The 12,967-nt window shown below is 37.2% G+C and carries 9 protein-coding genes; 6 read left to right on the top strand and 3 right to left on the bottom strand.

Features of this window, described 5'->3' with window-relative positions; genetic code table 11:
* The first annotated feature begins 56 nt into the window (after nucleotides 1–56).
* Genes EXIGUO8A_RS11175 through EXIGUO8A_RS11155 form a run of 5 tightly spaced genes read left to right on the top strand, consistent with a single transcriptional unit; the run spans nucleotide 57 to nucleotide 8,074 of the window.
* A complete protein-coding gene (locus EXIGUO8A_RS11175) occupies nucleotides 57–2,531 on the top strand; it encodes a hypothetical protein (RefSeq protein WP_159303184.1) in 2,475 nt (824 codons plus the stop codon).
* Between the two features lie 3 nt (nucleotides 2,532–2,534).
* Nucleotides 2,535–3,194: a DUF1266 domain-containing protein gene (locus EXIGUO8A_RS11170; protein ID WP_159303183.1), complete on the top strand. Its 660-nt coding sequence runs from the start codon at nucleotides 2,535–2,537 to the stop codon at nucleotides 3,192–3,194.
* The gene (locus EXIGUO8A_RS11165) at nucleotides 3,191–5,440 is read left to right on the top strand and encodes a tetratricopeptide repeat protein (RefSeq protein WP_159303182.1); all 2,250 of its coding nucleotides are present in this window, start codon (nucleotides 3,191–3,193) and stop codon (nucleotides 5,438–5,440) included. Before EXIGUO8A_RS11170 ends, EXIGUO8A_RS11165 begins: the two co-directional genes overlap by 4 nt.
* A gap of 25 nt (nucleotides 5,441–5,465) precedes the next feature.
* Nucleotides 5,466–7,442, top strand: coding sequence for a tetratricopeptide repeat-containing sensor histidine kinase (locus EXIGUO8A_RS11160; RefSeq protein ID WP_159303181.1), 1,977 nt, complete (start codon nucleotides 5,466–5,468; stop codon nucleotides 7,440–7,442).
* Entirely contained in the window at nucleotides 7,439–8,074 is a 636-nt protein-coding gene (locus EXIGUO8A_RS11155; RefSeq protein WP_159303180.1) for a response regulator transcription factor, read from the top strand. The genes EXIGUO8A_RS11160 and EXIGUO8A_RS11155 overlap by 4 nt, the downstream gene beginning before the upstream one ends.
* 12 nt (nucleotides 8,075–8,086) lie before the next feature.
* Here EXIGUO8A_RS11155 and EXIGUO8A_RS11150 read toward each other — a convergent pair whose 3' ends face one another.
* Nucleotides 8,087–9,079, bottom strand: a complete 993-nt coding sequence (locus tag EXIGUO8A_RS11150; RefSeq protein WP_159303179.1) for a hypothetical protein — start codon at nucleotides 9,077–9,079, stop codon at nucleotides 8,087–8,089.
* Between the two features lie 152 nt (nucleotides 9,080–9,231).
* Here EXIGUO8A_RS11150 and EXIGUO8A_RS11145 point away from each other — a divergent pair, with 152 nt between their 5' ends.
* Nucleotides 9,232–9,627, top strand: coding sequence for a hypothetical protein (locus EXIGUO8A_RS11145; RefSeq protein ID WP_159303178.1), 396 nt, complete (start codon nucleotides 9,232–9,234; stop codon nucleotides 9,625–9,627).
* Between the two features lie 94 nt (nucleotides 9,628–9,721).
* Here the strand turns inward: EXIGUO8A_RS11145 and EXIGUO8A_RS11140 are convergent, their stop codons facing one another.
* Nucleotides 9,722–10,411 carry a hypothetical protein gene (locus EXIGUO8A_RS11140; protein ID WP_159303177.1) on the bottom strand — a complete coding sequence of 230 codons (690 nt, stop codon included), beginning with the start codon at nucleotides 10,409–10,411 and terminating at the stop codon, nucleotides 9,722–9,724.
* An 87-nt stretch (nucleotides 10,412–10,498) separates the two neighbouring features.
* Nucleotides 10,499–12,889: a leucine-rich repeat domain-containing protein gene (locus EXIGUO8A_RS11135; RefSeq protein WP_159303176.1), complete on the bottom strand. Its 2,391-nt coding sequence runs from the start codon at nucleotides 12,887–12,889 to the stop codon at nucleotides 10,499–10,501.
* Between the last annotated feature and the right edge of the window lie 78 nt (nucleotides 12,890–12,967).

The raw sequence follows: 12,967 nt of genomic DNA, 5'->3' as shown, positions 1-12,967 counted from the left end.
TCCAACCATAAACCACCATCAAAATCAATTTACAACCTACCAGAACATCTAATTACATGTTAGAAATTTTCAAGAATAAAGTAATTCCGAAGTTAGAACTCAAGGAGCTGGAAGCACCTAATACAAAAGCTTTACTACAGGTTTTAGAATTACAAGACTGCCAAAACACCGAAGTATTTGAGCAACTAAAAAATAGTTTGGACAATCAAAACATTGAAACTGTTTTTACTGAGGATTTGGCACAACAAATCTTTTATCATCCAGAAATTTATGCCGATGAAAAAGAGGGAGCAGCATTCGTAATTTCTTGGCTTCCACTATTAGAAAACGGGTTTTATCCTGATAAAAAAAGCACAGAAAAACTGATTGCATTTCTGTATTTTAATCTTGGTTTTCTTCAAAGTGAAGCTATTTCAGAGGATGAACTAACACAAATTTTCAGCGTTTTAAAAACATTGGTGCACAGCGAATCTTCCGCTTCGCTGCCCGTTTCCCGTTTTTTAATGCATCGCGCTCTAGATATTCGCGATTGTGTGAATTCAGATTTTATCATACAGAACTGCATTACTCATGAGATTCTTGCTGGAACCTATTCTGTTTTAAATGCAGATAAAACATTTTCAAAATATCCCTTCAGAATTAACAACGAATTTGTTCAGCATTTTTACGAAGGAGATTGGCATGTATTGGTAAACACTATGCACCAAATGCTGCCAGTTGGAAAAGTATATCTGCCGGGCGCTTACAATGTAATGCAAGCTTGGTTCAGTGAGGAACTAGCTGCATTTTATCAGGAAAATACAGAACTGGCACATGTAGCGCATGAAGCCTTAAACGAACGGTTCTTATTTGTAGAGGATGAAGGTTTAGCCTTATTGAACCTACAAACTTCTGAAAATATTTTTCCATTAATCACAGCTTTAGGCAGTAAACAATGGGATGCTGGCGACGTGCTTCTTTTCAATAACCGAGATAAAAACATACCTCAAGAACAACTGGACCAATGTTATAAAAGGTTTTTAGATTGGTTAAAAGCCGATAGAGGTAGTAATTTTTACACCGAAGCTTTTCAAGAGTTCGGAAAGCATATTCTAACGGAAGAAAATTCCGCCGTACTTCCTGTCGATTTTATTCCGTTTTGGTTTGAAAAGTGTAATCCTAAAACAGGTATAGCAGACCAAATTGAACTATACAACAGTTTATTTTCTAGATTTCTAAAGGCAAATTCAGAAGGAAAACTCCCGATGGTTCGTTTGGGTAATGAAGACGTTCAGCTTACTGGTGAACATCTTATTACAGAAGTATTTCAAATTACCGACAACCTGACTAACTGGATTTCAGACCTTGAATCATCAAACATATCTGACCCTCTAAATCAGTTTTTGATTCTAACTTTTTACGATGCACGAGAATCTTTACCGACGCTTTTCAATTCAGAAAACCAAGAGGTTCTATTCGGTTATCTAGAAAAAATGGCATATTCCGCCAAAGAAACAACGGAAGAAATCAGAAAAGCGAACCTTCCATTACTCGTTAAAACCCTAACCACGCTATTTGCAGAAACCAACAATTTTACGCGCGTCAATAAAATTTGGGCATTGAAAAGCATAGACGATAGTGTACTGAACTTGTGTAATGATTATGTGCAATTGCAGTATGTAAATGAAAATCGCCCTTTGTTTTTGGGTCTCCTGCAAAGCTGGTATAATTTCTTAAGCGACTACTATTATAGTTTGGGTAGCGAGTCGGTTTGGGTGCCACATATGCTGAATACACAAGGTAGACGCAGTGCCGCCTACCTTAATGAATTGGATGAAAACGTAACGTCTTTCGTGAACAAGGCTTTAATGCATCTTTTTGATTTCCATAAAAAGAGTAAGCAGAAAGCTGAATCCAACGTGTTCTTTCAGTCCATCCAAACGGATATCGAAAACTACTTAGAAGACTTCCTTAAAGAATTAATGGAACACAATCTTGCAAAAGAAACAGCAGACAATATGTTCATCTACAGTAAATCGCACTTTGCGCATCGCAAAACATTACAAGAAGTAGTTCATAAATTCCAGGACTACCATAAAGAAGTAGAACCAAAATCTGAAAAAGCCGTTCTTATTGAACAGCTACAGACATCTGAAATTGATTTTTCACAAGTAGCATTCGACCCAAAATATGCCAATGCGGTATTACACAATCTAGAAAATTATAAAACCGAAGGTACCTGCGACAGCAAACTGCTTGAGGTTTTGGATACCAACACAACAGCATTTAAAACCTGGTTGGCAGAAGAACCTACTATTGAAGCTAAATTTATACAAGCCCTTTACATGACCTTGCTAGATAAAGATCTAGCACCTGAAACCCCCTTGGAACCCTATGGTAATTTATGTAGAAGCTTGTTCATACAACTGGCAAAAGGTGGTAAAATGGCAAGCTCTTACGAGATGGGACTAAAGGCGATGGCAAATTCCGGAGCCTACCCAGAAAACTTAACAACTGCTTTGTTACAAGTAGTCAACGACTTAAAAGCTTAGAGAATGACAGCAGAAATAACATCAAAAACTCAAGATCAACTCAACCTTTCTGCCTTGGTTTTGATGAACAATTATAAAAAGGCGGATCTAAATAGTTGGTACGGATTTGATATTGAAGACCATCTACAATTAAAAAATGTAGAGCGTATTGCCAAGCTACACGGCATACTTTCTGGTGTACACCTTCGTAACAGTTTGCATCGTTACGAAACAGGTGAAATGGCATCTAACCCTTTTGAAAAACTGGCAATGGAGTTGCGTAACGATACTACCAATACTTTTGAAGCCAAGTTCAATGCCATAAAGAACCCGACGAGCAAAAATGCCTATAAACTGGTTTGGAGATACCGTTTTAGCCTTAAAGATCAAAAGCTGTACGGTTATGAATTTGCCTATTACATTTTTCTAATGCGCATAGGTGGCGCTCTCGGTTTTATAAAGCCCCAAGAAATAGCCATGCGATTGGAAGACGTGGACACAAGAATGAAAAAAACATTTTCTAGTTGGGGAGAATTTCACCGTAATGTATGTATTGGCGATGAGTTTATACGCGGGGCTTCGGAACCTGACATTAGTAAATACCCCGGTACCGAAACACTTTGGGAATGCTACCAACGATTGAATATTCACCATGCCGACAGGTTTAAAGAATGGAACATATGAGCTTAACAAGAAAAGAGGTCGTACAATATATAGAACAAGCGCATAACCTTTTAAGCGAAAAAAAGTTTGCCGAATTAAACCCGGTTATTACGGCTATACAAGATAATTTAGATGTTCTGGGATATACGTACCCGTCGGACAATGCTCGTTATTACCGTTTTTTCATGTTGTATATGGGTGCCTTTGAAAAGGTGAATATAGAGGTGATGCATTCATATGTAGAAGCGCTTGAGCAGGTTGGTCAAGTATTGGCTTCCGACTATGAATACATATGCAGCTATTACCGAACATGTCCGGAAGCGGTTTATGAAAAAGCATTACAAAAGTATCCGTATAACGAAACACTTCACATACATTATGCCTTAAAATTACAGGTCGAAAAACGGTATACAGAAGCTATTTCGGTGCTGAAATACATTCTGGAATGTTACCCAGCCACTACCGAAGCACGATTTTTACTATGGGAAGTTCAATCGGCTCAACTAGACGATTTAGTGACCTCTACCGAAGAAGCAGATTGTTATCAATTGCTAGATTTAGCCTCTGCAACCCATAATCTCCAAGTCTTAAAGGGACTACAATTAGACACGCGTTTAGACAAGAAGACTAAATTACTCACCTATATTCAAGTTGCCATATGGGAGAACAGGTCGGTTGAAGTAATCGAGCTTTGGAAGAGCGAATGGAAAACGCTAGACCTTACGGACCAGAGTCGTTATGTATTGGCAGACTATGCCAAGGCTTTTATGATGTATGATCTGGTTCCCCAAATATTAAAAGCTCCCCAGAAACCAGATTTTCCGGAAACCGATTTCACCAACTTTTCCGAATACAAAGTCTTTATGGAGGTACTTGTCAATTCCGGCTGGCAACTAGCGCAGCATCATTATTTGTTGTTGGGGAATGCCGCGTATTTTCATTCCAATAACAGCAATGCGGTAGAAATTTGCTTAAAACAAGGTTTGGCGCTCAACGAGAAAAACCCGTTGTTGTTAAACCTGAAAGCAATGTACCTTAAAAGCCTAAATAAATATCAAGAAGCTGGGGCAATCTACCATGAGGCGTTTAGAAACGGACTCACCATGGATAATTATTTGCTGTATTTAATTGAACTGAACAACAGAATTGAAAGTTACCAGGGCGTTCTAGATACCGTAAAGCAATTTCATATAAGACATACGCCCACATTAAAATCCATGTTTTTCAAGGCAAGGGCTTTGTTTAAATTCCACCGAGATGATGAAGCATTGGCAGTACTGAACGAAGCGCTTCAAGATTTTCCACTACACTCCCGCTCCTATGCTCCGTGGATGCTTCACTACCGTATGATCATCAATAAAAGAAAAAGAAACTACACCCAGTATTTCATAGATCAACAAGCGGAAATCAATTACTACGTTGATGGGGACGACGACTATTTCAACACGACCAACCTTGCCGTTGAAACCATTTTTGAACAGGGCGAATACGAGGAATGTTACAAGTACGCCATTTACAATCACGAACAAGGGAAACTGGCAGAAGAACTATATCCTATTTTTCAATGGATTTGTTTTTATGATTTTCTACTTGAGAAACCAGAAGATTTACAAGATGTAACGGAAGCAAACATAAATCAACAACCGGAAACCTTTGAAGATTTCAGAAATAATGGTTTAATCTATTGGATGTTAGACGACCATACTGCTGCTGCAGAATCGTTAATGATAGCGGCATCAAAAGCCATCAACAAGGCGCTCTATCTAAAACTAGCGTTGACTTGTGCCAAAGAGGGCTTTAACAATTCACTCTGCCTCACTATTATCGAAACCATACAAAAAGAAGTTCCCGAAGCACGCGAGTTCAAAACGGACTATACCTACGCCAACATTTTAAATGATGAACAGCGACATCAAGAAGCCTACGAAGCCCTTTTAAATGTGCTGAAAAGCTATCCGGAACGTGCGTTTTTTGAATTCCCGAAAGATTTCAATAACCTGTTGCACACTTTAAAAAACAACGCCAAAGCATTGGAAGATATGGGTGGGTATAACAAATATATTTCCATGCTTTTAAGTAGGGACAATCCTATCGAAAATCAACTCAGGGAGCAGCAAGAATTGGCAAAATCGCAAAGCGAAGAAGACCATTTTCTACAGCACAACCTCATGGAAAACCTAGCACGATTTAATTTTGAAATGCACCCAGAGGAACAAGAGGAATTAAAGGAAATGAAAAAGCGTATTAAGACTGCCCATTTCGCTTAAAGGTGGTAATTTTGCCCATTCTTAAATGAAGCTAATTACATTACATAAAACCCTCATCATCTTCCTGTTTTTAGGAGCTTACACGAATAGTTGGTCGCAAAACAAAGAAGAAAACAAGCTAATGGACTCGCTTTCATACGTTTATCAAAAAAACGTATATGCACAACCTATATTAGCAAAAGAAGCTGCACAAAAATGGCTTGAAGAAAGTGAAAAATTAGGGCTGAAAATACATACCATCAGGGCGCATTATGCACTGGCGAATCTGGGTAATATTTCGGGCGATTATAAAACGGCGGTCAGTGAAACCCAAAAAACCATTGAACTGCTAAAAGAGCTAGAGATGGAAAACGGCTTGGCGGCAAGCTATAATATTTTGGCGTTGGGCTATAAAAATCTTGGCAATTACCCCAAAGCAATGGAAAGCTTTTTGGAGTGTTTACGGTATGCCGAAAAAATGGACGATACCCAGCAAGAAGCAAATGCCTACCAAAACATAGCCACTTTATACGTTTTACAAAAGGAGTATAAAAAAGCAACCGAAAATTTAGACCGTGCCGCTGACCTCTACCGAGAATTGGGCGATGATGACGGTGTATTGGTTACCCTCTTTAATTATGCGAGTATTTTAAAAGAGCAAGGAAAATATGATGCCGCTCGCGAGCATTTTAAAACCGTTTTGGACTATCGTGAAAAAGAAGGGAACAAAGCGGTAATTGCGTATATCAACATGAATCTTTCTCAAATGTTGGTCAAAGAAAACAAGTATAAAGAAGCGGTTATTTCTTTAAAGAAAACCTTGTCACTTTTAAAGGAAGTCGATTTTAAATCGGACATGGTCATTATTCTGAACGACCTGGGTTTGTGCGAAAGTAAATTGGGGCATACCAAACAAGCCATCTCCTATTTTGAGCAAGCTTTGGAAATGGGCGAAGAACAATCCATCAGACAATACAAATCGGACATCTACAAGAACCTTTCTCAATTATATCAAGATGAAGGTGATTACAAGAAGGCACTAGCATTTTACGAAAAAGGAGTGAGTACACTTTCGCAGCAAAACTCATTGGATAAAGAAAAATATGTTGCCGAGCTACAAGAGCGGTATGAAACGCAATTGAAAGAAACGCGAATAGACCTACTTGAAAAAGAACAAAAACTGGGCGAAGCCGAACTTCAAAAGGCAGAGCTAACAGTTAAGAGACAACGTATTATTAGAAATGCTTTTATTGCCGGATTTGTATTGGTCCTGATTTCGCTGCTTATCCTGCGTCACCAATATTTTAAGCGATTGAAAGTCCAGCAAGAATTGAGCATGCAGCGCGAAGAAAATGCCGACCAGAAAATAAACCAGATGATCAAAGATTACAGGTTGTCGGCGGTAGAAAAATATCAACAAGGGCAAGATGAAGAACGTGCACGCCTGGCACGAGAAATTCACGATGGTATAGGCAGTGATTTGGCAGGCATTAAAATAGCATTTGAGCATTACATAGAAGACCAACAAGAAAAACCACAGACCAAAAGAATATTAACGGCAATAAATAATGCCTGTACCGATGTTCGCGGACTCTCGCATCAATTGCATCCGCCAGCTTTTGCCGCACTGGGTTTTACGAATTTCTTGAGCGATTTTATAGACCAGATTTCCAAAAGTGTCACCATAGATTTTCAAACGTTTTTTTATCCGGAGGAAGATATCAATCAATTGCCCGATGCCCTTCTTGCCGATGTCTACCGTGTGGTACAAGAATTGGTCAACAATATTCTTAAACATGCCGAAGCTACCAATGCAGAAGTGCAGCTTACCAAACACGAAGACCACTTGAATATTGTGGTAAACGATAATGGAAAAGGCTTTCATGAACATAAAAAACAAGGTATAGGGCTGCGAAATATAAAAGAACGCTTACAAAAAATGAAAGGTTCTTTAGACATTGACAGCAGTGCCAGCAGCGGAACATCCATAACTATAGATATTCCTTTAAAACAGACATCGTGAAGAAAATCAACATTATTATAGCAGACGACCATTTAATGTTTCTTGAAGGCATCAACACCATTTTGGGCGACATGCCCGAAATTGGTGAAGTACACCTTGCCACGGAAGGAAAACAGGTAGTGCGGTTGTTGAACCAGTTTGAAATAGGATTGATTATCAGCGATATCAATATGCCAAAAATGGACGGTATTGAATTGTTGACCGAGATAAAAAAGAAACACAGTACCGTAAAGATTATCATGTTGAGCATGTTGGACAATCATAGAACGGTACACAAGGTCATTCAAAAAGGTGCTGACGGTTTTGTACCAAAATTCACCAGTAAAGAAGAATTGCAAAAAGCGGTACGCACGGTTTTAGGCGGCGAGCAATACTTTTCCGAAGTCATTAAGCAACGTTATATGGAAAGTATTTTTGAGCGTAAAAAGTATAAGAATATTGAGCTTTCCCCACGAGAAAAAGAAGTGCTCTCTTTATTGGCAGACGAACTGACCTCCAAAGAAATATCGGAAAAGCTTTTTATATCGGTCAATACCGTAGAAACGCACAGAAAGAACATTCTTCTAAAAACAGGGTCAAAAACAACTACAGGAGCCGTGAAATATGCGATAGAATCCGGATTATTCGACTAAACTCAGCCACTTTTACATTTGAATTCCTTCGGCTTCAACCCGTAATTTGATGAGTTCTAAAGTCTCATCATAGCTAATTTTATCGTTTTCCTGAGATATCATTTCCCCAAAATATAAATGCCCCGTATCTATATCGTAATAGGTAACATAGAGTCCGGTTAAAGGGTTTTGCCATTTCTCGTTTTTGTCATTATCTATCGTTGTATCGTTCAGGTATTGCACCCATGCAATTTTAGACAATGCCGTTTTATCCAAGATAATTTTTCTATAAGATTCGTCTATTTCATAATTGGGATACAACTTGTCCAAATCGGACTGTACACGCTCTTTTATCTTATTTTCTATAGCATCAAAATCGCTCATTTTTGGCGAAAGCATAAATATTTGCGGATGCCATTGATTTTCAATATTCTCTAGCGGAATATCAATATACCCTTCGGGATGGGCTTCGGTCTTGATAAACAAAGACATGGTGTAGGGAATATCCAACTCCTCATAAGAGCTGTTCAACCTTGCGACAAACCTATCTATCAAATCATGTAAAGCAGCTGTTTTTATTTCCCCGGGAATAAAAATTTCAAACCTATCGTTCTCAAAATTGATTTCAGGAAGTTCATTTATAAAATCGGCTTTTACATTTTGTCGCGTTTCATAGCGTTTGCGTTCTCTTTCGTAGAGGTCAGCAATTTTTAAGTTTTCCGTTCCATAGTACGATAAGGTATCATTCTCCAACAGCTCTTTCGGGTTTACATGGCAGTAGAATTCAATTTCAGGTATTTCTTTATGGAAAATAACAACGGTAAACATATTCGGATTCATGGTAGCGGCATTAAAGAACCGATTCAGTTCCCTAAAACTTAGCTCGCCGTTGTGTTCTTTTTCCAAGTATTGTTCCAAATTATCAGCAGCCTTGTTGGTTGAGATTCCCCCCATAAAGCGAGAAAAGTTGTTTACGAAAATGAAAAACAGCACAAGTAAAACGCCTATTACAATCAATGTTTTCATACCTGAAATTTTATAAAGTGAAGTTAGAACGATTGCCTGCCGTACACCTCACGGAATTCCGTGAGTTTTACTTTTCACTTAATAGGGGTGCTTAGAAACTAACGTCTTAAAATACCTTTGAAGTATTCAAAATTACATCTAAAATATTCATCATGGGATTACAAGAAAAAAGAGCTGCTAAGGCAATTGAAGAACAATATGTAGGGGATTACCAAACCGAGATTAATGAAATAGTAGGTAAAGAATTACCGATTAACATTAACTGGGATACCTTTGAAATGGATTATATAAAATTTGTACCAAGCGTTTGTTTACAGCGTGTTACAGATGCTTTCAAAGAAGTTTGTACCGACGATTTAGGTAAAGAAGCCATTGCGGAAAGTATTAACAAGATTGAAGTGTATTGCATAGCCAATGAGGGTGCAGAAGACAAAAAAGAACTGAAGATAGCAGATGGTGTTTTCTCACTTACAGCTTGCTGGGGAGGTCACCACAGTGGATATTTCTCTGATTTGGTCATTAGAGAATTCTTGGAGAACAATCTTTAAGAATATTGGTCTGTAAAGACTATGTTGTTAGTAAAAAAGGAAAGCCTAATTGGCTTTCCTTTTTTTTGTTTACTGCAATTTTGACCTTTACAGGCTACAAGCATTTTTCTATACGATCTTGCAATTTAGTTTTTGATGCGACACTCTTTAGCCCTTTTGAAACATCTATGGAAATAGAAAGCAGTTCATTTTCCAGGCTCACGTTATTCGCTTTCTCCAGTTTAAAAGAGATTTTGGCAATCGCATTTACGAACGCTTCTTTGGCAAGTGTATCGGTGGCTATGGATTCTAATGTGCCCTCTAAAATTGAGATTGATTTCTTGGCATAGAACTTCTCCACATCGTCTGGCTTTTCCTCATACGCAAAGTTGATCGTTATTGCTTTCCCCAACATCTTTTCTGCTGATTGCTCTAGATCTCTAATCTCCTTTTTAAGTTGAAGTAGAGTCGGCACATCATCTGCATTCGGCGTAAAAGGAATGTTACCATCTGAAAATTGATATAGGTAATTTTCAATATTCCCTAGCGAGATCGAAACAATGGAATGCAACTCCACGTATTGCAAATCCGGTTTGTGGTCGTACCAATTACCGAGTAAAACGATACTTTTTTCTGTGTCATAATTAATAAAATATCCAGATACATGACCCGTACTGGTGCTGATTGACACGTTAGGCATTTGGGGTTTTTCCTTATTTCGTTCTTCGTTCGCTATTCCTTGAAGGGTTTTGAGCACCTGAGAAATTTCTAGTACAGGTAGCTGCAGCATTGTCTTAAAATCCATAATTCTGTTTTAATTTGATACAGTAAAGATGGACCGTATAGCGCTAAAATTACTACCCGTTTTCAGTGATATTATATACTTATTCCATTAGAAGTATGTATTCACATGATTACTAAACTCCTTTTTCAAGATAGTATAACCAGGTGTAATTAAATATTTATATTTCTCAGGAGACATATTGCTACCTTTAAATTTTGAAATGTAATACTTGAGCTCTTTCAATTTTAATTTCTGAAAATATTCAGGAACACTATACTTAAATGAACACCCGTCAATACTTAAACGCGTAAGCTTAGGTAAATCCGCAATCCAAGTTGGCAGGTGATCAAAATCTATATTATCTACATACAACGTCTCTAGATTTTGTAGCTTTTTTAGGTATTCTGGAACTGCCTTCATATGATAACCAAAGTTTAATTCCGTAAGGTCAAGGGATGTTATATTCTCGGGAACATTGTCTACATCATCATGTATACCATTAAAGTGTATTTTTTTTAACCTAGTAAACTTGGCTAACTTTTCATACCCTTCCATATTAAAATCATAGCACAATGAAAGACTAAAGTTTTTAAGCGCAGGGGCTTCTAACGGTTCAAAAGTTGCCAAAGAACTTCTAGAAACATGTAAATTTTCTAATTGGTTCAATCTCACCTCAGGAAAAGAATTGGCAACCCTATAATGTTCTAGAAATATGGTTTTTAAATTAGGTGTATTACCCAAAATAACTTCCAAGTTTCCTGCGTTATATAACTTTAATTTTAACTCCTTTAATTGTTTGGCAGGAAAGCTGTTTATTGGCAAATTACTCTGATTATTGTTCGCTAAACACAAGCGCTCCAATTTGGTACAGTACTTTAAAACATCTTGAAAGTGAGCTGTTGTGCCATATGATTTTAGCTCTTTAAGCTTTTCAGGTTCTGGCAAATACTGTGTTAAGTCTTCTTCAGTAAACTGTTCACCACCAGTTATAGACCATAGGAATTTTGAAACAACAAAATGACCAAAAAAGTTCTTTAAATCTTGTATCGGTACGCTATCTAAATACGTCCGCTCTGTTCTAATAAGCCGGTTACCCGAAATAAGTTCCTTAATTCCCACAATTTTAAAGTCATTAATTCTAGCAGGCAGGCTGTTTGTATACAGTACCAAATTAGAACAATCACTTATTTCCAAAACTGCTAAGCTCTCTATATTCCTTAAATCTTCTGGTAGTGTTTCTACATCTGCATTTACAATTTTTATATGTGATAATTGAGAACATTTACCCAGGTGTCGCCATAGAATTTCGCTGTTTTTCAACTGAAACACTTCAATACTTTCCAATGATTTTAATTGTTCCAAGCCCACGGTTATGCTTGAAAAATCATATAACTCAGTAACCTTCAACTTTTTTAACTTTGGAAAATTTTCAGGATGGTTCAATACATATTCCAGTAAAGAAATGTTTGAAATTGATAATTCTGTATTTTCAAAAACAGTATTTCCATTACTAATCTGAACATTTTCATCTAACCGCACAGACCTAATATTTGGTAAAAACAGATACTTATCTTCAATACAATGAATCTGCGGAAGTTTTTGCAACCGCAACATCCATAGATTATGCAACATTAATTCTGCGGATGGTAATTCTGCTACATCTGCACAATCGAAAATCGATAATTTTTCCAATCTATTGAGCGAAACAATGGATTTCGGTATTTTTTTGATGTTTTTTAGGCGATAAAACCCTATTTCCTTTATGTTTTCAGGAAACAAAAGTTCTGAAATATCTTCAAGAGCCGCGTCATAAAAATTTAATTCAACCAATTTCGTAAGCTTATGAAACCTATTAGGTAATGCAAAAGGCTGCTCACCTTCCTTTATACTTAGCGTCAACGAAAATTCTTTTAGGGATTTTAAATTGAAGAAGCTAATGGGAAGCTGCTGTAAATGTTCCAGATCCAATTCTAGTTCCTCCAAGTTTTCCAAACCCCCAATAGTTTCGGGCAATTTTTGGTAACTACCTTCTATTTCTAGGCTTTTGATTGTTTTAATATTGCAAAATTGCTCTAAAATGTTGTCTTGCAAATCGATTTCAATTATGAGTTTTTCTATTCCCTCAAATCTTTGAATTACTGCAGGTTGTTCTTCTAACTTCTCTGCAAGGGTTTCATTCACAAAAACCTGTAAAAAGCCTAGCTTGCCATATAATTTACCTAATGGAAATAGCGGGTCTTTTAAAGTGAAATTGATAAATGAGTTTAGTATTTTTTCACTGTCATCTCCCTTTTCCGGTAACTTACTTCTAGTCTTAAAAGCAGCATTAATCTCTACCGTACCATATTTTTCTATGTATTCAGCAATTTCATTAATGGTTTCCTTGTCCCTGGTCATTTTGCCCACTAGAAAAAGCTCATAGAGAAAAGCTTCAGGGAAATTATCATCCGTTTGTATATGCTTATAATAGGTGGAAAGGTAATTTTTATTGAATTCCATAATATGCGTAAAAAAGTAAGAAGGCAGCTATTAAATCTCTTCCGATACAAGTAAAAAAAATGATGCTAATTAATTGAA

The sequence above is a fragment of the Maribacter litoralis genome (assembly GCF_902506355.1).
GTDB classification, from domain to species: Bacteria; Bacteroidota; Bacteroidia; order Flavobacteriales; family Flavobacteriaceae; genus Maribacter; species Maribacter litoralis.
This window is presented reverse-complemented; position numbering and strand designations above follow the sequence as displayed.